This is a genomic window from Lachnospira sp. CLA-JM-H23, from assembly GCF_040096425.1.
Classification (GTDB): Bacteria; Bacillota; Clostridia; order Lachnospirales; family Lachnospiraceae; genus Lachnospira; species Lachnospira rogosae.
This window is the reverse complement of the sequence record NZ_JBBMET010000007.1, coordinates 135,076-160,529: the sequence shown is the minus strand read 5'-3', so window position 1 is coordinate 160,529 and position 25,454 is coordinate 135,076. Positions and strand designations below refer to the sequence as shown.

General features: G+C 36.3%; 24 protein-coding genes and 1 pseudogene. All 25 read right to left on the bottom strand.

Going from position 1 to position 25,454, the window contains the following annotated elements:
* Nucleotides 1–8: 8 nt before the first annotated feature.
* Complete coding sequence (gene murB, locus WMO42_RS10360) at nt 9–929, bottom strand: UDP-N-acetylmuramate dehydrogenase (protein ID WP_055306959.1); 921 nt, start codon at nt 927–929, stop codon at nt 9–11.
* Nucleotides 930–956: 27 nt separating this feature from the next.
* Nucleotides 957–1,904, bottom strand: coding sequence for an ROK family glucokinase (locus WMO42_RS10355; RefSeq protein WP_349192218.1), 948 nt, complete (start codon nt 1,902–1,904; stop codon nt 957–959).
* Nucleotides 1,891–2,844, bottom strand: coding sequence for an HPr(Ser) kinase/phosphatase (gene hprK / locus WMO42_RS10350; protein WP_022502479.1), 954 nt, complete (start codon nt 2,842–2,844; stop codon nt 1,891–1,893). The genes WMO42_RS10355 and hprK overlap by 14 nt, the downstream gene beginning before the upstream one ends.
* Before the next feature lie 134 nt (nt 2,845–2,978).
* Nucleotides 2,979–4,817 carry an excinuclease ABC subunit UvrC gene (gene uvrC / locus WMO42_RS10345; RefSeq protein WP_055177502.1) on the bottom strand — a complete coding sequence of 613 codons (1,839 nt, stop codon included), beginning with the start codon at nt 4,815–4,817 and terminating at the stop codon, nt 2,979–2,981.
* Nucleotides 4,818–4,935: 118 nt separating this feature from the next.
* Entirely contained in the window at nt 4,936–5,514 is a 579-nt protein-coding gene (locus WMO42_RS10340; protein WP_055177500.1) for an indolepyruvate oxidoreductase subunit beta, read from the bottom strand.
* 131 nt (nt 5,515–5,645) lie between these two features.
* Nucleotides 5,646–7,367 carry an indolepyruvate ferredoxin oxidoreductase subunit alpha gene (gene iorA / locus WMO42_RS10335; RefSeq protein WP_055177499.1) on the bottom strand — a complete coding sequence of 574 codons (1,722 nt, stop codon included), beginning with the start codon at nt 7,365–7,367 and terminating at the stop codon, nt 5,646–5,648.
* A 59-nt stretch (nt 7,368–7,426) separates the two neighbouring features.
* Nucleotides 7,427–9,061 carry a class I adenylate-forming enzyme family protein gene (locus WMO42_RS10330; RefSeq protein WP_349192216.1) on the bottom strand — a complete coding sequence of 545 codons (1,635 nt, stop codon included), beginning with the start codon at nt 9,059–9,061 and terminating at the stop codon, nt 7,427–7,429.
* Nucleotides 9,062–9,230: 169 nt separating this feature from the next.
* Nucleotides 9,231–9,905 (bottom strand): ABC transporter ATP-binding protein, encoded by a 675-nt coding sequence (locus tag WMO42_RS10325; RefSeq protein ID WP_055177496.1) that lies wholly within the window; start codon nt 9,903–9,905, stop codon nt 9,231–9,233.
* Nucleotides 9,889–10,992 carry an ABC transporter permease gene (locus tag WMO42_RS10320; protein WP_349192214.1) on the bottom strand — a complete coding sequence of 368 codons (1,104 nt, stop codon included), beginning with the start codon at nt 10,990–10,992 and terminating at the stop codon, nt 9,889–9,891. Before WMO42_RS10320 ends, WMO42_RS10325 begins: the two co-directional genes overlap by 17 nt.
* A gap of 129 nt (nt 10,993–11,121) precedes the next feature.
* A complete protein-coding gene (locus tag WMO42_RS10315) occupies nt 11,122–12,354 on the bottom strand; it encodes an ABC transporter permease (protein ID WP_055177489.1) in 1,233 nt (410 codons plus the stop codon).
* A gap of 5 nt (nt 12,355–12,359) precedes the next feature.
* Complete coding sequence (locus WMO42_RS10310) at nt 12,360–13,307, bottom strand: hypothetical protein (RefSeq protein WP_055177486.1); 948 nt, start codon at nt 13,305–13,307, stop codon at nt 12,360–12,362.
* Between the two features lie 80 nt (nt 13,308–13,387).
* Nucleotides 13,388–13,762 (bottom strand): hypothetical protein, encoded by a 375-nt coding sequence (locus tag WMO42_RS10305; RefSeq protein ID WP_055177484.1) that lies wholly within the window; start codon nt 13,760–13,762, stop codon nt 13,388–13,390.
* Between the two features lie 286 nt (nt 13,763–14,048).
* Entirely contained in the window at nt 14,049–15,176 is a 1,128-nt protein-coding gene (locus WMO42_RS10300; protein ID WP_156333771.1) for a hypothetical protein, read from the bottom strand.
* Between the two features lie 307 nt (nt 15,177–15,483).
* Nucleotides 15,484–16,212, bottom strand: a complete 729-nt coding sequence (locus WMO42_RS10295) for a LytTR family DNA-binding domain-containing protein (RefSeq protein ID WP_055177477.1) — start codon at nt 16,210–16,212, stop codon at nt 15,484–15,486.
* 196 nt (nt 16,213–16,408) lie between these two features.
* Nucleotides 16,409–16,885, bottom strand: a complete 477-nt coding sequence (locus tag WMO42_RS10290) for a hypothetical protein (RefSeq protein WP_055306962.1) — start codon at nt 16,883–16,885, stop codon at nt 16,409–16,411.
* Between the two features lie 79 nt (nt 16,886–16,964).
* Nucleotides 16,965–17,396: a DUF2500 family protein gene (locus WMO42_RS10285; protein ID WP_055306963.1), complete on the bottom strand. Its 432-nt coding sequence runs from the start codon at nt 17,394–17,396 to the stop codon at nt 16,965–16,967.
* Between the two features lie 188 nt (nt 17,397–17,584).
* Nucleotides 17,585–17,935 (bottom strand): annotated as a pseudogene (locus WMO42_RS10280) (HipA N-terminal domain-containing protein); the annotation flags it as partial.
* Complete coding sequence (locus tag WMO42_RS10275) at nt 17,922–18,206, bottom strand: helix-turn-helix transcriptional regulator (protein ID WP_022502493.1); 285 nt, start codon at nt 18,204–18,206, stop codon at nt 17,922–17,924. The pseudogene WMO42_RS10280 and the gene WMO42_RS10275, both read right to left, overlap by 14 nt.
* A 187-nt stretch (nt 18,207–18,393) precedes the next feature.
* On the bottom strand, nt 18,394–18,807 hold the full coding sequence (gene atpC / locus WMO42_RS10270) for an ATP synthase F1 subunit epsilon (protein ID WP_022502494.1): 414 nt from the start codon (nt 18,805–18,807) through the stop codon (nt 18,394–18,396).
* 95 nt (nt 18,808–18,902) lie between these two features.
* Nucleotides 18,903–20,288: a F0F1 ATP synthase subunit beta gene (gene atpD, locus WMO42_RS10265; RefSeq protein WP_022502495.1), complete on the bottom strand. Its 1,386-nt coding sequence runs from the start codon at nt 20,286–20,288 to the stop codon at nt 18,903–18,905.
* 41 nt (nt 20,289–20,329) lie between these two features.
* A complete protein-coding gene (gene atpG / locus WMO42_RS10260; RefSeq protein WP_022502496.1) occupies nt 20,330–21,289 on the bottom strand; it encodes an ATP synthase F1 subunit gamma in 960 nt (319 codons plus the stop codon).
* Between the two features lie 35 nt (nt 21,290–21,324).
* Nucleotides 21,325–23,343 carry a F0F1 ATP synthase subunit alpha gene (gene atpA, locus WMO42_RS10255; RefSeq protein WP_022502497.1) on the bottom strand — a complete coding sequence of 673 codons (2,019 nt, stop codon included), beginning with the start codon at nt 23,341–23,343 and terminating at the stop codon, nt 21,325–21,327.
* Entirely contained in the window at nt 23,343–23,825 is a 483-nt protein-coding gene (locus tag WMO42_RS10250) for an ATP synthase F0 subunit B (protein WP_022502498.1), read from the bottom strand. Before WMO42_RS10250 ends, atpA begins: the two co-directional genes overlap by 1 nt.
* A gap of 74 nt (nt 23,826–23,899) precedes the next feature.
* Complete coding sequence (gene atpE / locus WMO42_RS10245; RefSeq protein ID WP_022502499.1) at nt 23,900–24,127, bottom strand: ATP synthase F0 subunit C; 228 nt, start codon at nt 24,125–24,127, stop codon at nt 23,900–23,902.
* Between the two features lie 73 nt (nt 24,128–24,200).
* Nucleotides 24,201–24,887, bottom strand: a complete 687-nt coding sequence (locus WMO42_RS10240) for a F0F1 ATP synthase subunit A (protein WP_022502500.1) — start codon at nt 24,885–24,887, stop codon at nt 24,201–24,203.
* Nucleotides 24,888–25,454 lie beyond the last annotated feature (567 nt).

Here is a 25,454-nt window from a genome sequence, read left to right as displayed (position 1 = left end):
CACGGCATTTAACTAAAATCTCCGAGCTTTATAACCTCCAGTTCAAGATCTACACCTGACTGCTGTTTAACTTTATCCTTAACCATATCAGTAAGCATACACACATCCTTTGCTGTTGCATTGCCTGTATTAACAACAAAACCAGAATGTTTCTCTGAAACCATTGCTCCGCCAACTGACACTCCTTTAAGTCCTGCATCTTCTATAAGCTTAGCTGCAAAGAAGCCTTGTGGACGTTTAAATGTACTTCCTGCACTAGGATATTCCAAAGGCTGCTTAGCTCTTCTCTTAACAGCAAGTTCCTTTATAAGTGCCTTGATTGTGTCAGTATCACCTTTCTGTAATCTGAACACAGCACTGACAACTATATAATCCATAGCCGCTATACAGCTTGTTCTATAACCTAACTCAAGTTCGTCCCTGCTAAGGCTTATAAGCCTGCCGCTTCGGTCGAGTACATCGGCACTAACTATTATGTCTTTAATCTCTCCACCATATGCACCTGCATTCATTCTAACTGCACCGCCTACGCTTCCCGGTATTCCCGTTGCGAATTCAAAGCCTGCAAGTCCCTTATCTGCCAGCTTGTTACCGAGTCTTGACAACATCATTCCTGACATAACCTTTACAGTAACATCATCAATATATTCTACCTCGTCAAATGTATCTGAAAGCTGTATTACAACTCCTCTTATTCCTTTATCTGATACTAAAAGGTTGCTTCCGTTACCTATAACGCAGCATTCTATGTCCGATTTATTCAAAAATCGAATTAATGATTGTAACTCCTCAATAGAAGATGGCTGTACATAATAATCTGCACAGCCTCCAATTCTAAATGTAGTATGAATATTCATAGGTTCACCAGTTCTTACCTGTGTGTCACCCACAATTAATTTAAGATTATCTAACAGCTCATTATTATCCATAAGCTTCTTACTCTCCAATCTTTTATATTAACCTAATGCCAGCTTGGCAGCTCCATACATACCTGCATCATTACCAAGTTCAGCCCTGACTATCTTAGTATTCTTGCACGCGTGAAATGCGTATTCTTTGTAATACTTAGCAACTCTTTCTATAAGATAATCACCTGCCGCTGATACTCCGCCGCCAATACATATAACCTCTGTATCAGTCATAGCAGAAGCACAGGCAATGCCTTTTCCTAAATATCTGCATACATAATCAACAATCTTTATGGCACACGAATCTCCTGATTTAGCTTCATCAAATACTGCCTTAGCAGATATATAAGGAAGTGCTCTAAGTGCCGATGGCTCATCGGTTGCATTTAACATTCTTGTCGCTGTTCTGACTATGCCTGTTGCTGATGCCACCTGCTCAAGGCAGCCCTTATTACCGCAGTTACAGTATTCTGTCTCCTCCTCTACTATAGGCAGATGTCCTATCTCTGCCGCAGCACCATTGTATCCGCATATTGGCTTACCGTCAATTATAACTCCGCCGCCAACACCTGTTCCTATTGTAACTAATACAACGCTTGAATATGCTTTCGCACTTCCCATCCAGTATTCACCAAGTGCCGCCATATTGGCATCATTGCCAACTTTAACTTCATAGCCTGTCATATCTTTAAAAGTCTGTGCAACGTTAAATACACCCCAGCCAAGATTAACACATTTGTTGACTGTTCCATCTTCTCTTACTGCACCTGGAACACCTATTCCAACACCTTTAATCTCATCACAGCTTCGTCCTGCCGCTTTCACAAGCTCTGGAATATGTTCTTTAATGTCTGATAAAATAAGACTTCCGCCATCATCTTTCCTTGTTGGTATCTCATCCTTGTATACAAGCGTGCCATCTGTTGTGAACACACCGCATTTGCAAGTTGTTCCACCTATATCAATGCCAAGAACTATATCCTTAAATAAACTCATCTTCATCATCACCCCTCATAAGGTTCTCTTGTACTCTTCTATATAACTCCTTAGCCGCATTGTAACCCATCTTCTTCTGTCTGTGGTTTACAGCCGCAGCCTCAACTATTACTGCAAGATTACGTCCTGGTCTTATTGGAAGCGAATGACACACTACTTTATTGCCAAGATATTCTGTGTATTCTTCTTCGAGTCCAAGTCTGTCATACTCCTTGTCCTTATTCCAGTCCTCAAGCTTGATAACCATATCAATCTCCTGAGTTTCCTTAACACTCTCTACACCGAAAAGTGTCTTTACATCAATAATACCAATACCTCTTAACTCTATGAAATACTTAGTAACTCCGGGTGCTGAACCAACTAATGTTTCATCACTTACTTTTCTAATCTCGACAGCATCATCTGTTACAAGACGGTGGCCTCTCTTTATAAGCTCAAGTGCTGCTTCACTCTTACCTATACCACTCTCACCTGTAATAAGCACACCTTCGCCATATACATCAACTAATACACCGTGTATTACTATACAAGGTGCAAGCTGTACTTTAAGCCATCTTATAACTTCTGCTGAAAATGAAGATGTTGACTCAGCAGACTTTAATATTGGAATCTGATATTTCTTTGCAAGCTCTATAATCTCTGCCTCCGGCTCTAAATTCCTACAGAAGATAAGGCAGGGAATATTGCTTGATAACAACTGCATATATCTTTCATAACGCTCTGTTTCTGAAAGGCTCTTAAGATAAGCATATTCTACATTACCTATAATCTGTATTCTGTCATTATCGAACTGGTCATAAAATCCGGTGAGCTGTAACGCTGGCCTGTTAAATTCTGGAACGTGAATCCATATTCCCTTAACATCAATATCAGGTGTAAGATTAACAAGATTCATCTTCTCGATTACCTTGAATAAATTAACTCTTTCTTTTCCGTTCATATCTACTCCAATCCTGCGCAATTATGCCACATTTTATATTTCATTGCCTTACTTAAGACTATATATCTTCTGACTATCTATTATTAATAGTTTAACACAGTGCAATTAATATTGAAAGACATTAAAATAACACATCAATGAAAATATTTGTATATGTTCTGCGCTACATTTTCTGTAATTCCTTCTGCCTCCATAAGCTCACTTACATTGGCATTACGGATTTTGTCAATATCAAGAAAATGTTTCATCAACGCTTTTCTTCTTGCAGGTCCGATTCCTTCAATCTCATCAAGAACTGAGCTTACCTGCTTCTTGCTTCTTAATGACCTGTGGTATTCTATCGCAAATCTATGTGCCTCATCCTGAACCCTTGTTATAAGCTTAAAGCCCTCACTATGCCTGTCTATTGGAATTTCTACATTATTATAGTAAAGTCCCCTTGTGTTATGATTGTCGTCCTTAACCATACCGCATACAGGAATATTAATATGAAGCTCATCAAGAACCTCCAGTGCAATGTTCACCTGTCCTCGTCCACCATCCATCATTATAAGGTCCGGGTACACAGCAAACCCCCTTGTCTCTTCCTCACCTGCACGCTCTCTCATTCCTCTTGTAAAACGTCTTGTAAGTACTTCTCTCATACTCTTATAATCATCAGGCCCTTTGACCGTCTTAATCTTGAACTTTCTATAATCATTTTTCTTAGGTCTTCCGTCCTCAAATACAACCATTGAACCAACTGACTCAACACCACTTGTATTAGATATATCATAAGCCTCTGCACGCCTTATCGAAGCAAGCCCAAGCCAGTCTGCTATCTGCTTCATAGCACCTGTTGTCCTTTTCTCCTCAAGCTTAATCTTCTCTGCATCTTTAGTTAATACCATAAGTGCATTCTTATGGGCAAGTTCAACCATTTTCTCCTTATCGCCCTTCTTTGGCGTGATAATTGTAACTTTCCGCTTCTTCCTGCTTGAAAGCCAGTCGGCGATTGTACCAGCATCCTCAATCTCCTCCTGTGTCATTATCACATTGGGAATATATGGTGTTCCACCATAATACTGCTTCATAAATTCTGACAAAATGCCGCTTCTGCTGTCATTCGTTGCAACCTTCATATGGAAATGCTCACGTCCAAGAAGCTTGCCCTGTCTTATAAAGAATACCTGTACAACTGCATCTTCCGCGTCCATAGCGCACGCAATTACATCTCTGTCTGTTGCATCATCTGCTGTTATCTTCTGCTTCTGTGCGATCTGCTTAACGCTGATTAACAAATCCCTGTATCTAGCGGCTTCCTCATATTCCATACGCTCGGAACAATCCTGCATTTTATTCGTCAGCTCATTAATAATCTCAGAATAATTACCATTAAGGAAGCTTATTACTTTATCTATATTTTTTTTATATTCATCTTTGTTCACATAACCCTGACAAGGTGCATTGCACTGTCCGATATGGTAATTAAGGCATGGTCTGTCCTTGCCTATATCTTTAGGAAGTCTCCTGTTGCACGTTCTTACCTTGTAAAGCTTACAGAGCAGTTCAATTGTCTCCTTGACAGCACCTGCTGATGTGTACGGTCCAAAGAATTTGCCAGTTCCGTGCTTCATTGTTCTTGAGAATAACACTCTTGGAAATTCCTCTCCAATAGTAACCTTAATAAAAGGATAACTCTTGTCGTCCTTTAACATCGTGTTATATTTTGGTCTGTGTTCCTTTATAAGATTACATTCAAGCACCAGTGCTTCAAGCTCAGAATCTGTCACGATATACTCAAAATATGCAATATGTGAAACCATCTGGACAACTTTTGCCGAATGATTTTTATTACTCTGAAAATATTGTCTTACACGATTTTTTAATATCTTAGCCTTGCCGACATATATAATTGTGTCGTGTTTATCGTGCATAATATACACTCCCGGCTTATCTGGGAGCTTCTTTAATTCTTCTTCTAGATTAAACATATAAGCCTCTTTAATTCTATATAATAACTCCTGCCACTAATATTACAAAATGGATATACATATGATACCATAATATCACAAATGTATATCCATTTTACCTTTATTATTTTACATTTACTCAGCCTCTGCCAAGCTTCAATGCCTTATGATTAAGCTCTCTGTATTTCTCTGGGACTATCTCATCTATTGCTTTATCCCACACCTCATATGGAATGTCTTTGAAATAATCTGATAATCTTCCCATAAGTACAATATTAACCGCTTTGGCCGACCCTGCTTCTTCTGCTATTGATAAGAAATCTTTAGCATCGACCTTTGCACCTGCACTCTCAAGCTTTTCAATAATATTATCTGGATACTGCATAGCACCTGTAATTACCGGCATTGGGTCAACTTCCTGCGTGTTAGTTATTATCTGTCCGCCAATCTTTAAATATTCAATCCATCTTAACGCTTCAAGCTTCTCAAATGAAAGAATATAATCAGCCTCACCTTTATCAATAACTGGAGAATATACCTTATCTCCAAATCTTACATAAGTAACAACACTTCCGCCTCGCTGGCTCATTCCGTGTACCTCTGACACTTTAACATCATATCCCTGCTGCATAAGAACATAACCAAGCAGTTTACTTGCCAGAAGTGTTCCCTGTCCGCCAACACCAACAATCATAATATTCTTAACTGAATTACTCATACATATTCCTCATTTCCGACATTATCAGATGCCCTGCCTAATTTCACATCAAGCAAATCTAATTTGAACAAATCGGACATCTAATACTTTTTTCTATTCCATTAACACCTAATATACATCGCCTTACAACATTATATTGCCTCGAACTTACACATCTGTGAACATACTTTACAGCCTATGCAGAGTGTAGGGTCAATATGTGCTTTCTTATCTTTAACTGCAATTGCTGGACAGCCTATGCTCATACACTGTTTACAGCCAACACATTTGCTTTCATCTACACTGATTGGTGGTTTATGTACTGTTCCTTTAATCATAACGCAAGGTCTGCGGCTTATAATAATAGATGGTTCTTTAGCTGCAAGCTCCTCTGTAACAGCTTCCTCAACTGCCTTAAGGTCATATGGGTCTACAACCCTTACTCTGTTAAAGCCCAATGCCCTGCATAATGCTTCAAGATCAACCTTTCCTGCTGGTTCACCACGAAGGTTCTTTCCTGTAGTTGGATTTTGCTGGTGTCCTGTCATTCCTGTAATAGAATTATCAAGGATAATCACTGTCGAATTACTCATATTATAAGAAATGTCTGTTATACCTGTCATTCCTGAATGAATAAATGTTGAATCTCCGATAACACCTACGCTGTTACTCTCTGCTTCCTCACCTATAGCTTTATTAAAGCCGTGAAGTCCTGAACAGGAAGCTCCCATACAGACATTCAAATCCATTGCATTAAGCGGTGCAACTGCGCCCAATGTATAACAGCCAATATCACCATATACCATACATTTTTTCTTCTTTAAAATGTAGAATATTCCTCTATGTGGACAGCCTGCACACATAACTGGAGGACGTGCTGGAACATTTTCTTCTATAGTAATATGCTCTGGTTCTTTCATACCAAGACATTTTCTTACAAGGTTCTGGGAGAACTCGCCGCATATAGGAAATGTATCCTTACCAGCCACCTTAATTCCAAGCTGTTTGCAGTGATTTTCAATTATAGGGTCTAACTCTTCAAGAACAATAACCTTATCTACCTTCTGTGCAAAGTCTTTTATAAGCTTTTCTGGGAGTGGATTAATCATTCCAAGCTTTAATATGCTAACTTTATCACCTAATACTTCCCTTGCATACTGGTATGAAGTAGAGTCTGTGATAATTCCCACACTTGTATCCTCACCCATCTCAACTCTGTTAAGTTCTGTGCTTTCAGCATATTCTATCAATGCCTTAGTTCTCTCCTCAACCCTTATATGTGCATTTCTTGAGTTAAGTGTCATCATTACTTTAGCTGGGTCTTTTACATAAGGAACTCTATCTGGCTCAACTCTTTCCTCTGTATCAACTATGCTCTGTGAATGGGCTACTCTCGTGACCATTTTTAAAAGGACTGGTGTATTGAACTTTTCGGACATTTCAAATGCTTTCTTAACAAATACTCTCGACTCCTCTGAGTCTGATGGCTCAAGCATTGGAAGCTTCGCCGCAATTGCATAATGCCTTGAATCCTGCTCATTCTGTGATGAATGCATACCCGGGTCATCTGCAACACACACTACAAGTCCTGCATTAAGCCCCTGATAAGATATTGTAAATAATGGGTCTGCCGCAACATTTAAGCCTACGTGCTTCATAGCACACGCCGCTCTTACACCACCAAGTGTTGCTCCATGAGCCACCTCTAATGCAACCTTTTCATTAGGTGCCCATTCACAATATATCTCATTGTAAGCTGCTGCCTCCTCTGTAATCTCTGTACTAGGAGTTCCCGGATAACTTGATATAACCTTACAACCAGCTTCATATAACCCTCTGGCAACCGCTTTGTTGCCTAACATTAACTCTTTCATACCTTTTCCTTCCATCATCTATAATAATATCTGTATTGCATATTAATCTATAATCACAATTATGCTTTGTTCTCCATCGCAACAAGCTTATCTGCTCCATATATTTTACGAAGCTTTGGTTTCTCTATCTTACCTGTTGCATTTCTTGGTATATCCGCAAATATTATCTGCTTAGGTCTTTTATAACGTGGAAGCTCAAGACAGAACTTTTCGATTTCTTCCTCTGTACAACTGACTCCGTCTTTAATCTCTATAATTGCTGCTGTCTTCTCGCCTAGACGCCTGTCAGGAAGACCAATTACCGCCGCATCCTTTATCTTGTGAAATCTTCTTAAGAAATCCTCTATCTGCACAGGATATATATTCTCTCCACCTGATACAATAACATCTTTCTTCCTGTCCACAAGAAAATAAAAGCCATCTTTATCCTGCATAGCCATATCACCTGTATACAGCCAGCCGTCTTTTAATACTTCCTTTGTAGCAGCTTCATTTCTATAATAACAAGTCATAACTCCGGGTCCTTTAACACATAGCTCACCGACTTCACCCTGACAGACTTCATTATCATTCTCATCAACAATCTTACATTCCCAGCCATAACCCGGAATTCCAATTGCACCAACTTTATCTATATTCTCAACTCCAAGATGAACACAGCCCGGTCCAGTTGACTCTGACAAACCATAGTTAGTATCATATTGATGATTAGGAAAATATTTCCTCCACCTCTTAATAAGTGATGGTGGAACTGGCTGAGCACCTATATGCATAAGACGCCACTGCGATAAATTGTAATCTGATAACTTAATCTTTCCTGAATCCAATGCATCAAGAATATCCTGTGCCCAAGGCACTAACAGCCATACTATAGTGCAGTGTTCACTTGATACTGCTGACAATATCTGTTCCGGCTTCGTTCCTTTAAGAAGAACCGCCTTACTTCCTGCAACAAGGCTTCCCATCCAGTGGAACTTTGCTCCTGTATGATAAAGTGGTGGTATACATAAAAATGTATCATCTCTGCCAGTAGAATGGTGCTTCTGTTCCATAACAGCCGCCTGTGTAAGGCTTTGGTGCTTATGAAGTATTGCTTTAGGAAATCCTGTTGTTCCTGATGAAAAATATATCGCACCATAATCATCTTCCGTTATCTTAACATCTGGCTCTTTACTTGAACAATCAGCAACAAGCTCGTGATAGCTTTCTGCAAAGCTTGGACAGTTGTCTCCTACATATATAAGAAGTCTTCCTCTTAATAATCTCTCAGCATTAACCTCTATTCTTCCAATGAATGCAAAGCCAAATACAATGACATCTACCTGTGCAAGTTCAGCGCAATAGTATATCTCATCTGAGTCATATCTGAAATTAAATGGCACTGCTATTGCACCTGTCTTTAATACACCAAAATATATTGGCAGCCATTCCAGGCAGTTATACATAAGAATAGCAACCTTATCCCCTTTCTTAACTCCACGGCTTATAAGCATATTGACAAACCTATTGGCTTTCTCATTAAATACGCTCCATGTAATCTCACGCCTATATGGCATATTGGCACTTGGCTGTATTAAATCAAATTCTTTCCAAGTTGTTCTCCTTGTATCTTTCTCATCTGGATTTAGTTCAACCAAGGCAACTTCATCGGGGTATAACTCGGCATTTCTTATTAAATATTCTGTTACTGGCATAGCATTTTCCCTTCCATTATTGAATAAATATATGTACTAGCTTTCTTTAAAATACTACATATGTTCTACGGCTAAAATTCATATTTTATTTGATAAATTATCTTAATAAATAATAGAATACCACATTTTACACAAATAAAAAAGAGTTGCAAGGCAACTCTTTAGTCAATTATACCATTTCATCACTTATAATCTTTCCGTCACATATATTAATAATTCTGTTAGTGCTGCTGGCGATATTGATATCGTGCGTAACAAGAACAACCGTTTTACCCTGATTATTAATTTCTCTTAAAATATTAATGACTTCTTGTCCGGTGCTCTGGTCTAATGCACCAGTCGGTTCATCAGCAAGAATAATATCTGCATTAGTTACAAGTGCGCGTGCTATTGCCACGCGCTGTTGCTGTCCTCCCGACATTTTCTTTGGCAATTTATCTTTTTCTTCCACAATATTCAACTTTTTCAATTGTTCATTAATTATTCTTTTTCTATCTTTTCGTCTTATATTGTTAGCCAGCAACGGCAGCTCAATATTCTCATAAGCTGTATAATAATCCATTAATGCAAAATGTTGAAATACAAATCCTATATTCTTCTTTCTAAATCTATGTATGTCCAATTTATTCAATCGTGACACTTCTATGTCATCAACATAATAACTTCCGTCTGTAACACTATCCATACAGCCTATTATGTTAAGAAGTGTACTTTTACCACTCCCTGATGGTCCCATAATAGCTACAAACTCCCCATTATCTATAGTTAATGATACCTCATCTAACGCTTTTTTATTTTCAACCTTTGCATCATATATTTTTGTTATTTTATCTAATCTTATCATATGCCTGCCCCCTATATATATCTACAACTGGATATATCATCGCAATAACAAGTGTTATCAGAAATAAACCAACTGCTAATAATATTAATTTGACACTCCACAATCCCATACCCTGAATTGTTGAATACCTTATAAAGCTATATAACACATATCCTGCAAAATACATTATTACAGTAATTATCATTAGCAGTAACAGATTAACTGCGATATCGGCTATCATTCTTATATTACTAAATCCAAATACACGTTTTATTGCAAGCTCTTTCTTTCTCTGTACCGTCCAGAATATTGATATAATTATGCTGTTAATAAGGCAAAAAGTATATACCATAACATTAGTTTTAATATTTTCTTTCTGAAGAGTTTCACTCACTGTGCTTTCGCCCGTATCTTTCTTGCTATATGACACTATATTACAGGTATTATCAACATTGACTACATTTGAATATACTTTATTATAAATTTCCATAATATCTTCCTTATTACTATATACTGTCAAAGATATATTAGACAGTGAACTAAATGACTGCTTAAGACTATCACTCATACAATCTATATTAAGTACAATCTTATAGTCCCAATAATCAGATACCGGACTTCCTATAACACCTACAACCTCATATTCCTCCTGACCAAGTGTTATATAATCCTTGCCATCCCTATTATATACATATCTGTATTTATCACGTCCTAATGCCACACAATTTCTGCCATTATCCGTTTCTTTATCGGGTATATGTCCTCTAATCATAGGATAAGGGGTTGACTCATTAACTGCCAAAAGCACTTCACAACGGTTCGTACTTCCAATTTGTGCCACTTCTACCGACATACGTCCTTGTGCTAACACATTTCCTACATCTACATTTACTGCCGCATATGATAATATATCTTTCTTTGCAAATGTATCTATATTCAGCTCTATCCTATTCTTAGCCAGAGCCTTAAGCCTGTCATTTTCTTTTGCATAAGCTTTATTAATCGTATTAAGCACTCCAAATATTGCTGTTAAAATAACAAGCTGACTTAATATGAAATATATCGAAACAAGCCTGTATCTGAATATTTTATTAAATATTTTTCTCATTCAAATGCCCCCTGAATATGCTGTTCAATAACTTCTCCACCGCTAATCTTATATTTTGAAAACCTCTGTCACTAACCTACTGATTTAACAGCTTTCACCATCAATCTGCACACCCGGTATTTTCTATAATTAATCTACTGGTTTGATAACTTCTGCCACTTTCATTCGTGATATTATAAACATAGGCACAATACCAGCTATAACAGTAACAATCACAAGTTCTGCCAGATACATTATTGGAACAGCGACACAATGACTAAACCAGTCACCATATTTAATCATATCCAGCTCTGAAATGTTATTCATAAATACTTTTCCAAATATATTTTTCTGACATATAAGCCATATAATTATTTCTGGAATTAACACTACAAAGACATTTTCCATATAATTAATTGCCATAATACTTCGCTTGCTAACTCCACAAGCAACCATAATTCCCATATGTTGTCTATTCAAAATACACGAAACTATTGCCGCAGAAGACATTGATATTAATGCAAGCAGAAACAGCAAAACTTCTGCACTAAATGAGCTGTCCGCTGTTATATTTCTTAATTCTTTTTCATTTGCTATTTCCTCTGCCTCATTAATCACACTTACTCCAAGATTACGCTCTGCCGCCCATTCAACAATGTCCATCTTAAGTTTATCTGCCACTGCCTCATCATCAACTATATAATATGGTGTATCCGGCATACCTCCTATATTATCAAAATATTCATAATTGGGAGTTATCACAACAATCGTATTATCAAGATTATATGAGTCTATATCACTAACACCGCCAAATAACTTTCCCTTTAAAGGCCACGATGCTCCCTTTTTTAAATAACCTGCAATCTCGCAACTTGATTTCTCATTTTCCTCATAATAATTAAATTGAATTCCTGTTTTATACTCATTCCTATAACTATAGCCCACATATGCCATATTCTCACTACCATTTTTTTTGCTTTTCAGATTATCGTTATCCAACAGCAGATTACCCATATTAGCAATATCTTTTTCTATAACAAGTGTCTTTACAAGTTCACCATTAAGTATCATTTTATTGTTATTAAATCTTCCACAAGCAACAACACCTTGATAATTACGAATATATTGTATAAGCTCATCACCTATCTGAGGAGTATATTCAGGACTCATTAGATTAAGATATTTTACATAGTTAACCTTATCCGGATTTACCGCAAACATCGAACTCATTGAATTAATTCTATACTGATTAGAAAAATATCTTGTTGCTATAACATCAGTCATATATATAGATATTGAACTCATAGCAAGAAGCAGTATAATCATTATCTTTTTTTGAAAAATATCATCAAGCATAAGCTTTAATATATATCTAATTCTCATATTTCTCACTCCCCTATGAACTGCCCTATATGTTCCTGTTTCCACACCTGATACTTTTCATTATCAGATATATTGTAGCAATTATCACCATTCATAAGGTAAGCAAACCCTGTTGTTTTAGATACTTTTAACACAAGTAAAAACTGACCACAATCATTCTCCTCTGCCATCTTCTTATAATCTATATAAAATATACTTGTATCTGTTATATATTTTTCTCCTAAATATACACAACTTACAAAATCTTCATTTGGACAGTCTTTCACCAAAAAATCCTTATATGCTCTTCCATCGCATTTAGTTATATCGCCAAACCTCTGCTCTATCAGATTATTAGGTATTCCGTACACTTGCAGTTTCATCTCTGGATATTCGGGATATAAATCTTTATACAACGCAAAAGTTATACATCCCACATCATATATACCCAATTTGTTAATTCCATTATTAGCTGTTAATGAAAAGGTTTCTTTAATCTGCTTTTCCTGTGTTGGATATACCTCTTCATCAGCATTATATCCCAACATTGGATTGCTCACATATATAAATTGACATCCATAACTCTTTAATGTTGCTGTCTTTGTGCCATCTGGACGATTATATCCAGAATATTCATATGAAAATACAAATTTAGCGTCATCTTCACAATCAAATACCCCAGCAACTTTGGGACTAATTAATGGAGTATATTTCCACACCATTCCATTATCTGTCTTTAACTCATTTACCCAAAATCCACTATCTATAATCCTATCGTCACTGTTGTCTGATGAATTCTTTTCGCTCTCAATATCAGATACATCTTTACCCAATGTATTATTTTCCGTTATTGTTACACTTGGCTTATCTAATTCTATATCTGCCTCTGTATTATGAGATGATGTTGTTCCTGTTCCACAACCAGCACTTATCGTCATTACCAGAAGCAGTAATATAATATATACTTTTTTCATAAGCTCCACCCCCTCCCTTATATAGGTATAACTTAGCTTCAATACATTATTTATTGAAGCTAAGTCATATTTTCATTTAATTACCAGCAAGAAGATAATTCGACTCTATCTCTTGCTTCCCCTGAACTTGTTCTGTGCAAACGATGTATACTATAATAATCTTCTGCCCAATCCCAGCCAGTATTTTCGTGTACCGACCCCTGTACCACTCCTGACCAATAATCGGACTCTTGTCCATCCTGATATGTTGTACGCAAATACAAAGAAGCATATTCCCCACTCCTATCATTAATAGTTCCGGCATCGCAACACTTTATGCCTCCTGAACTTGTCGCATTATTATAAGCGTGTCCATCTTCCATATCATAACTTTCTGCAAATACTGGAATTGTTCCAATTACCCCTAATGCAACTACAACTGCAACTGCATTTCTAACTAACTTGTTCTTAACCATTCTAATACCTCCAATTTCTATAAATTTAGTTACACCTATCCCTCATCATAACCTAAAATAGGCAAGTTACAATTGATTGCACATGCAATTGTGCAATACCCTTCTACATTTCTATTTCTTTATTCACCCCTCTCATAGCATTTTGATATATAATAGCAATATTTAGGAATTCCCCATTAATTGCATTATATCTGTATCTCGTATAAAAGAATACAATTCCCAATATACTATCACTAGCCTCTAACTAGATATGACAATACGGTATAAACATTTCACCCCTAATACATCACCTTATAACATTTGAAAATGTATCCTTATACACAGTTTTATCTATCGCATTAACAAATATAATTTCGTTCTTTGATGCATTTTCTCCTATAACAGATGGTATTTCAATAACAATCACCCAATATGGAGCTATCTCATATCTGGTATTGTAATCTATGCCATCGCCACCTGTTACCTGAGGTATATATTGTAATTCTGCCCGAATAATATTCTGTTCTGACACATAATCATACTTTGTCATTGCAATATTTACAGCAGTATCATAACTTATAACTTTATCCTTAACATCTTCCTTTGTAATAAAATCATATTGATAAGATGTATCAAGATAGATAAGTCCCTGCTTTCCATATATAACTTTAACCTGTGTTGGTACACCACTCTTTAAAATATTATCAAATGCCACATCTGACATTGTCTGGTTATCAAGCTTTCTTTTAAATATCATACAATAACATTCATCATCTTTAGTCCAATCGTCTAATTCACTTGTCAATTGTAATTTAGCTTTAACTTTCTTTTGACTATCAACATCTATAACATATATATCTGGCTCATCGCATACTTCAATTTCTAATTCTGCAAGAATATTACTAACATCTGCCAAACAATCTTCCTTTGATAAATCATCAAGTTCATCTAACTGATACCAGCTTTCATCACTCATCTTAATTCCATATTGTGTTGGAATATAATATTCATATTTAAGCTGCGTATATGATGCACTCCTGTACCCTATATCACTGCCGCTAATACAGTATCCACCATCACTGTATTTATATATGTATCTTAATATATTGTCTTCTTTGTCTTTTATCTCTCTGCAATTTACTATTGATGTATCATCTTTTCTAAATAATTCTGCATTATTATCTGCTTCTTCTTTATCAACTGCTCTGCGAACAGCCTGACTTATATACCATTGGTCTTCGTTACCTACATCATAAAGCTCATCAGGTATCTGATTATCCATAACTTCCTCTGGTGTAATATTATCTTTCTCTGTTATCAAGCTCTTATTATTATCACTTTGATACTTTGCCATATTGATTGTAGAATTTGGCAAAAATAAACCTGCTGATAAACTTATTAATAATACATCTGCTATTAATGTTAATTTCTTCATAAGCTGCTCCTTTTCCGACTCATCTTCCGTCTTGTTATTATCTCTCAACTAATCTATTATCTTCCGTTTCTCACACACATTGCTTCTATGTCCCAAAATTATCACATTATTTTACTTCATACAACCCTATTTGCAAAAAACGACTATAGCAGACAAAAAACGACTATATTTACTATTACATTTTATTAGAATAATTTAACCACAAAAAAATCAGATATATATAGTCATCTATAATGACCAATATATATCTGATATTAAATACCACTATTTCATTATCAAGTAATATTCTCGCTTAAACTTTTAACCGCTAATTATTTTCTTTAAATTCCAGTATTCTCTTCTTAACTTCTTTATATCGTGATTTCGGAACTCCCAAATCTATGCCATTCTTTAGGTACACACGATAACTGCTGATGTTATTAACATACATCATATTAACTATATAGCTTTGATGTACCCTTAAAAGATACTTATATTCCTTTAATTCATTCTCTATGTCATCAAGCTTGCTCTTGACAACATAATCACCAAATTCCTTACCGTGTATATGATATGTAACTTTATGACCACTGCTTTCTATATAGATAATCTTACTGACATCAACCTCTTTACTGCCAGAGTCACAACTGATAATTCTCTTATCAGAATTAATGTAATTCAGCTTATATAATACTGCATTCATACATTCATAGATTGAACCCTTTAAATCCATACTATCCTTCAATACACATCTGAACACATCATACTTATAACCCTGTATATTATAATCTGACATTAAGGTTATAGATATTATTATAACTCTATCCGAATACATTCTTATCCATTCAGCTACTTTAATATTATCTATTCCCGTCATATTAATATCCAGAAATACTATGTCGTAATTCACTATCTTATCTTTTAAACCAATCAGCTCACTGCCCGAACTGTACATATCTATACTATATTGCAATTTATTCTCATTAAGATATTCTTCTAAAAGCCCACTTATATTCTTTACGAACATCTCCTCATTATCACATATAGCTATATTCATCACAATCTACCCCTGTCTATCTATTCTACTCTGCTTTTATATTGTGTGAAATTATGTTCATAACAATACGAATATTTAATTATATAGGTATAATTTATCACGTCATTAATTCAATAACAATATACCTTACAAAAAAAGACTATAAGAAACAAAAAAAGACTATTTACATCTAAAATATCTATAGCTTAAGTTTTGCTTATTGCAGTCCGACATAATAACGCCAGTTTGTATTCTCATACATATCACAAAATGCTGAAATTCCTGCCATCTTCTGCTTAAGTTCATTGACCTTTTCTTCCCCAAGCTCTCTCCTCTCATCAGCTGAAAATGTATACTGCCATCCATTCTCGCCATACTGTGAAAGCATATCATAGCTTGTGTTAAACTCACCCAGACCAAGCTTTTCGTCCAAATACACTAAAGCAGCATTATAATCTGCCTTAAACTGCGCAAGTGCCTTATCCCTGTCCTTATATATCTGTACGCCATATATATTGTATGCACGCTCATATACATCGTTGTTATCCAGCTTCTTGTACGCACTTTCATCTACCTTCCTTACAGGTATCAATGGTGCTACAAATACAGCTATTATGCCGACTGCCACTACTATCGCTGCCACAATCGATACAACCTTTAAAACATTGCTATTACCGCTCTTAGCTTTCCCCATAAAAATCCTCCTTTTCATTGATGACATCAACATCTCCTGAAAGTTCTATTCTTCAATAACCGTTCTATTAATAACCGTCCTATTCTTTTGTAAATGAATAAAACTCACAGCCTTTATAATCTAGTACTCCTTTATCTCCTTCTTTAATATTATCAAATGTCTTCTCATCTACATCAAGTTCAACATCTTTCCCATTGACATCAAAGTACAATCTATAAGCTATTCCCTTATTAGATGTGCTTCCATACCCCGGTGCTGGTCTGTTAGAGCCTAACGATGTGTTATATGCCTTTACTTCTCGGTATGCTTCTTTGACTTTGGATATCAGAACTGCATTTTCATTCTTTCTCTTAGCTATAAGCTTCTGATATACAATGTACTTATATACCGAACGAAGTATCCATAATACAAATATTATCGCTGTAATATAGCATACAATTCTAAGCCATAATGGAAATTCTATAACTCTCATATTATTAATTCTTTGTCCCGGACTTTGTATAACTGGCATACGCTGCACCTCCTATTCACTATATACAGTAGTATAGTTTATCATTTGTATATAACTCACGCTTTACAATATTTTCTAATACTAATATAACATTGTATTTATATTTGTGCAATAGGAATTAATACTTATTTGTAAGATTGATTTATATAGTCTTTTAAATCATTTGCAACTATTTCATATATATTTTACGGATAATACTCAAGTGCTCCCATTCCACTTTTACCCACTATGGCAAGTCTGTTAATTGAGTCTACCTCATATGGATTGATTTTATTTTTCATAAGAAGTCTGTCAACCAGAAGTCTGCCCCAGCCGTCAGGCAGGCTGTCTGCAAATATTCCAAAAAGTCCATCAAATGGAGTATATGATTTAGGAATAAATACTTTCTTTTCTAATGGCAGTGAAAAAGGACTTATTGAATATCCATTCATAAGCCATTCATCACTATACTCAAATGCACACAAATAATTATCTGTCACTGCCAAAGTGCCCACCTTAACACCAGCAATACACACATCAAGCTTCTTAACGCTGACCATCAATAACCTCCTGAATAGACGAATATCCTTTTTTAGCAAAAAGACTTTCAAAATCTTCCTGACAATTCAGAACAAAAGCAATCTTAATAAGGGAGTCAAGTGATATATTTCCCGTCTGTTCAAATCTTTTTAAAGAACCTAAACTTACACCTGCACGCCTGCTAAGCTCTGCCTGCGTAAGCTTCTGTTCTTTTCTTCTTGCTCTCATTCTCTTTACAATATCATTATTAACATCTTTTGGAGTTTTCATTAAATCTAATATATTATTCATAGCTAATATATTAGCTATTTAGTTAATTTTTGTCAATAATAGCTAATATATTAGTCATTTAAAAACACCACCCATTAACTTCACGCTAATGAATGGTGTCTTTACATTTTATTAATATCTACATACACCGCCTGCTGGTACATTTTCTGCCCTGCAAGCCCTGTACATATTATAATATATTAACTTTCTATACATCATGGTTCTTAACACCACGAAGTCGTGCCATAGCTCGCGCCATAGAGGCTGTCGATACGTGATATTCCATAATGCTCTGTTTCTGTGCAAGCTGTTCCCTCGCTCTTTCAAGCGCCGCCTCAGCTCTGAACTTATCTATTTCTTCAGGTCTTTCAGCCGAATACACTATTATATCAACTTTGTTGTGTTCAACTTTAAGAAGTCCTGTCGAAACTATAGCTTCCTGCCATACAGTTTCTCCTGGAACTCTGAATCTTAATTCTCCTGTTTCAACACTACAGGTCATAGGCTCGTGATTAGCCATAATAGCCATCTCTCCATCGAAACCATCAAATATAAGAATTTCACAAGGTCCATCGTAGAATACCTTATCGCAGGCTATTAATTTCAATGAAAATGTATTCAACTCATACCTCCTTGTTTATTACAAAGCAAAAACTACACTTCTACGACATAGAAAGCTGTCTGCTTTCCTGTCTTGTGAAGCAGATCCAGCTTTAGCTACTTTAATGTTTCAGCCTTAGCCTTAACATCTTCAATAGTACCTACATTAAAGAATGCAGCTTCTGGATATTCGTCCATTTCACCATCAAGTATTGCCTTGAAGCCCTTAACAGTATCTTCAACTGGAACGTATTTACCTGGTGTACCTGTGAAGTTCTCAGCTACATGGAAAGGCTGTGATAAGAATCTCTGGATTTTTCTTGCTCTGTATACAGTAAGCTTATCATCTTCTGAAAGTTCTTCCATACCAAGGATAGCAATGATATCCTGCAATTCCTTATACTTCTGTAAAACTTCCTGAACACGTCTTGCTACGTTGTAATGTTCCTCACCAACAACATCTGGTTCAAGAATTCTTGATGTTGACTCAAGTGGGTCAACGGCAGGATATATACCCTGTTCAACAATCTTTCTTGAAAGAACTGTAGTTGCGTCCAAATGTGAGAATGTTGTTGCAGGAGCTGGGTCAGTAAGGTCATCGGCTGGTACATATACAGCCTGAACTGATGTGATAGAACCTCTTGTTGTTGAAGCAATTCTCTCCTGTAATTCACCTAAGTCAGTTGCAAGAGTTGGCTGGTAACCAACGGCTGATGGCATACGTCCAAGAAGTGCTGAAACCTCTGAACCAGCCTGAACGAAACGGAAAATGTTATCAATGAATAACAACACATCCTGCTTCTTAACATCTCTGAAATATTCAGCCATTGTAAGACCTGTCTCTGCAACTCTCATTCTTGCTCCAGGTGGTTCATTCATCTGACCAAATACCAAAGCTGTCTTATCAATAACTCCGGACTCTTTCATCTCTGTCCATAAGTCATTACCTTCACGGCTTCGCTCTCCTACACCTGTAAATATTGAATAACCACCACTCTCAGCAGCTATATTTCTGATAAGCTCCTGAATAAGAACTGTCTTACCAACACCAGCACCACCGAAAAGACCAATCTTACCACCTTTAGCGTATGGTGCAAGCAGATCAATAACCTTGATACCTGTCTGTAACATTTCTACAACAGGGCTCTGCTCTGCAAATGTTGGTGGATTTCTGTGTATACACCAGTGTTCTTCTTCATCTAATTTTTCTCCATTATCAAGGGTATCTCCAAGGACGTTAAAAAGTCTTCCCAGAGTCTTCTCACCCACAGGTACAGATATACCGCTTCCTGTAGCTGTTACCTCCATATCTTTACAAAGGCCCTCACTAGCTGCAAGCATAATACATCTTACAACGTTATTACCTATATGCTGTGATACCTCCATTGTCTTCTTTTTTCCATCCTGTATTACATAAAGTGCATCCTTGATTGCTGGAAGATAACTGCCCTCAAATTCGACATCGACTACAGGTCCTGAAACCTGTACTATCTTTCCTTTCATCTCTTCCACCTGAATTCACCTCTTTCTGCTATATCTTGCGGCTATTTTCCCGCCTTTGCTTTCTTCATCTTTTTCTTCTTAAGAGCCTTAGCACCACCTATAACCTCAGTAATCTCCTGTGTTATAGCTGCCTGACGAAGTCTGTTATACTCAATTGATAATTCCTTAAGCATAGCTTCTGCATTATCTGTAGCTGCCTGCATAGCAACCATTCGTGCATTTTCTTCTGTCGCAAAGCCCTCAACAAGTGCTCCATATATGAATCCTGTTACATAATTGTATGCAAGATCATTAAGAACAACCTTTGGTGACGGATATATTACAAAATAATCATCTGAGCCTTCAAAATCTTCAAGAGTACCATTACTTTTACCCTTTTTTACATTATCAACTAACTCTTCCTTAATGAACTGATTGGTCTTAAGAGGAAGTAACTGTTCAACCTCGACCTCTTCTTTCATTCCTCGTTCCATTCGTGTATACACAATATACACCTCGTCCATTTCTTCCTCTTTATAACGCTCAACTATGTCTTCTGTTATAACTCTGGCTCTGTGAACTGATGGATTATTAGCTGAAAATCTGAATGACTCCTCAACATTATAACCAAGTGAAGTAAAATACTGTCTGCCAGTTTCTCCTATTGCAAATATCTTGTATTCCTGTGACTCATCGCACAATCTCTTGGCTTCCTTTAATACATTATGGTTATATGCACCAGCCATTCCTTTATCACCACTTATGACGATAAATGCTTTTTTCTTTATCTGCTCGTGCATATCACTATTTCTATTATCAAAGAAAAGATGCTGCATAGTAGGAAAATGATACAAAATACTCTTTATCTGATCCTGCAATCCATAGAAGTAAGGCTCTGTATCCTCAAGCTTCTGTCTGGCTTTTCTAAGTTTAACTGAGGACATCATATACATAGCTTTGGTGATTTTCATTGTATCATGAATACTATTTATTCTGCTTTGAATTTCTTTAGTATTCGCCATAGCTTATCCTCCATTTCCACACATTTTTATTAATATTACTTATTCTTAAATTCCTTAGCAGCCTCTATAATTGCTTCCTTAGTCTCATCTGTGAGATCTTTAGTGGACTCAATTGTATTAATAATATCTGAATGTTGTTCTTTAAAGAATGTAAGCATTTCTTTTCTAAATGTCTTAATATCCGCAAGTTCAACATCACTAAAAATATGTGCATTAGCTGAAACTAATATAATAACCTGTTCAGCCATACTGAATGGGTGGCTAACCGGCTGTTTAAGAAGTTCCATAAGTGCACGTCCGTGCTGTAACTGATTCTTAGTACTTTCATCAAGATCTGATGAGAACTGTGTGAACACTTCCATCTCTCTGTACTGTGCCAGATCAATACGTATACTTCCTGCTGCCTTCTTCATAGCCTTAGTCTGTGCTGCACCACCAACACGGGATACAGAAAGACCTACGTTAACGGCTGGTCTTTGGCCTGAGAAGAATAACTCACTTTCAAGGAATATCTGACCATCTGTAATAGATATTACATTGGTTGGTATATATGCTGAAAGGTCGCCTGCCTGTGTCTCTATAATAGGAAGTGCTGTTATTGAACCACCACCTGCTTCTGGTGAAAGACGGCTTGATCTTTCAAGAAGTCTTGAATGAAGATAGAATACATCACCTGGGTAAGCTTCACGTCCTGGTGAACGCTCAAGCAGAAGTGATATTGCTCTATATGCAACCGCGTGCTTTGAAAGATCATCATATATAATAAGTACATCTTTGCCATTGTGCATAAAGTATTCAGCCATAGCTGTACCTGCATATGGGGCAATATACTGTAATGGTGCTGGATCTGCTGCTGTAGCTGATACAATAGTTGTATAATCCATAGCACCTGCTGTCTTTAATGTATTAACAAGCTTGGCTATTGTAGAAGCTTTCTGTCCAATAGCGACATATATACAGATAACGCCTTTACCCTTCTGGTTAATAATTGTATCTGTTGCGATAGCTGTCTTACCTGTCTGACGGTCACCAATAATAAGCTCTCTTTGTCCACGTCCTATAGGGAACATTGAATCAATAGAAAGAAGTCCAGTCTCCATAGGTACTGATACTGACTTACGCTCTGTAATACCAGGTGCTTCACACTCTACTGGTCTGTAGCCATCTGCCTGGATATCACCCTTGTCATCAATAGGTGAACCAAGTGCATCAACAATTCTTCCAAGGAAACCTTCACCAACTGGAACACCAGCCATCTTTCCTGTACGGACAACCTTACTGCCCTCTTTAACTTCAATATCACTACCAAAAAGAATAACGCCGACTTCATCACGTCTGACATCCTGAACCATACCTTTTACACCGCTGTCGAATATAACGATTTCACCATAAAAAGCGTGGTCAATTCCATCAACATTGGCAATACCATCACCAACCCAGTTAACTACACCAATCTCTTTATCCTTAACTTCAAGCTGGAAATCTTCGATATTAGCTTCAAGGATTGAAAGAATACCTTTCTCACTTGCTGTAGCCGAGCCTGTGCCAACCGCCTTGGCAATACTGCTCTTTAACTGGTCAATACGTGCTTTCTCACTCCAGTCATACTCTTTAGAGCCAACCTTTAATACAAATCCACTCTTAAGAGATGGATCTTTAACCATCTCAAGCTTAATATCAGGATTATGGAATTCTTTCTCAATGAACTTCTTAATACCTGCAAGCTGCTCATCAGATGGCGCTTCAACATATGTAAGGACTGCTGAACTTTCCTTCTGTTCTGGTGTCTTTTCAAGTTCTGTTAAAGCTTTATATACTTCTTCAAATAAATTAACATCATTATTATCACATAAAAGCTGTAAGAAGTTTCTTACATTTTTAGAAAATACTTTCTGAATCACAAGATGCTTCTTTTCAAGTGATACCGTAGGATCATTAAGTTCTTCCTTAACCTGTGGTACAACATCAAATATATCTTTCACCGAAGATAATTCTTCGTGTGTCATTCCAGCTTTATGTAATTCTTTTGCATAATCAATTGCTGTCTGTATCACTATTTATCACCTGCTTTATTCAAAAATGTGTCATAAAGTGCTGCATTAGTATCGGCACTATTGCTTCCGACAACCTTAGCTGCTGCATCTACAACCATATCTGCAATTTCTTTTTCTGCTTTCTTTAATATCTGTTCTTTCTGGCTTATTGCCTCAGCCTCGGCGTCATCTTTAATCTGTGAAGCTGTCTTGTGTGCATCTGTTACGATACGCTGATATTCTTCATCAGCAGTCTTTCTCGCCTCAGCAACAACCTTTTTCTTCTCATTTTCAGCATCACTTAAAACTGCTTCATACTTAGTCTTAAGTTCTTCTGCTTCGCTCTGCTTAGCCGCAGCCTCGTCAAACTGCTTATCGGCCTCTGCCTGTCTTGCTGCAATAATCTTCTGAACTGGCTTATATAAGAATATTCTCATAAGCACAAAGAGAATTAAAAGGTTAATAACTGTAAATAAAACATTCCAAACATCTAACTGGAGCATCTTATTCCCTGCCTTTCCTTTAATCTTTTCTTGTTATCTTTATATTTGTCTGCCAAAGCAGGCTTTTATTATGCTTAAGCAAGCATAACGATAATCATAAGGGCGATAACGAAACCGTAAATAGCAGTAGCCTCTGCCAACGCACTACCAAGAATAAGTGTCTTTGTAATCTTACCTTCTGCCTCTGGCTGTCTTGCAACAGCTTCTGAAGCTCTACCAGTTGCTATACCAATACCAATACCTGCACCAAATGAACCTAATACGGCGATACCTGCGCCAATAGCTATAATTGTTCCACTCATAATCTTATCTCCTTTTTCTTAACATATACTCATATATAGGCTATCTGCCTACACAACAAGCTTTCTTAATTAATTATTCTGTAATCTCATCAATATATAATGATGTAAGGAATACAAATACGTATGCCTGAAGTAAACCATCAAATATATCGAAGTACAGACTGAACACAACCGGAAGTCCTACCGGAAGTATCATTTTCAGAAGCTCCATAATAACGAAAGCTCCTAATACATTACCGAAAAGTCGCATACAAAGTGAAAGTGGCTTTGTAACTACTTCGAGAATGTTAATTGGTGTTACGATTGCAACTGGCTCAACAAAGCCGTGTAACCAACGCTTAACACCCTTGTGATAGATACCAGCAGCTTCAATAAGAATAATACTCATAAGTGCCAGTGCTACCGTTACTCTTAAGTCCTTTGTTGGGGACTTAAATCCAAACAGTCCGATAATATTGGAAACACCAATATATAACATAACTGTTGTAAGATACGGCACATAAGCCTTACCCTTCTCGCCAACCATTCCTTGAACCATCTTCATAAGACCTGTAACTATGCTTTCCGCAACAGCCTGTCTTTTACTTATATGATCCACCTTAAGATTTCGGGTCAGTATAAATGAAACTACAACCAGGACTGCCATAATGATCCATGTGACCACAACTGCCTCAGATACTGGTATTCCACCCAAAATAGGAATCGTAAAGACGGTCTCACATTGAAGCTCTTCAATAAGATTCTGTGCTAAATCATTCAAAAAACCATCTCCTTATCCTTTCTTTTTCTCACTGCGAAGTTTATACCCATTTTATGGAAATGTAAAGCAAATAAATTAATTTTTAACAATCTTAACTTTTTAATCTTAACATATTATACAAATCTATGTATGTATATTAGTACATTAACTTGTTATCTCAATTAATTATGGATATGATAATTTTCTAATATTACATAAAAATATATGTATTATCTGACTTTATGATACAGCATTTATTATGTATAAAAGTTAGTACAATTAAGGAATATCAAGCAATACTGACCATCGGTCATTTATTTATTTTTTAATATTTTACATAGAATTCTTTATGTTTTATCATTTATAACATATATAAAAAATGTATGCACACATACCATTATGTTATATAATAAGAAGAAAATACATTAAAAATACAATTGTATAGAGTAAAATGCACAAAAATTAAAAATTTATTAAAATATATAACTTATCGTTATTATCAAGGTGTATATGTAATATTTTTCACTATTTGTTATATATTTATTAATTAACTTGCACCTATAATTGGCAATTATAATTTCTAACAAT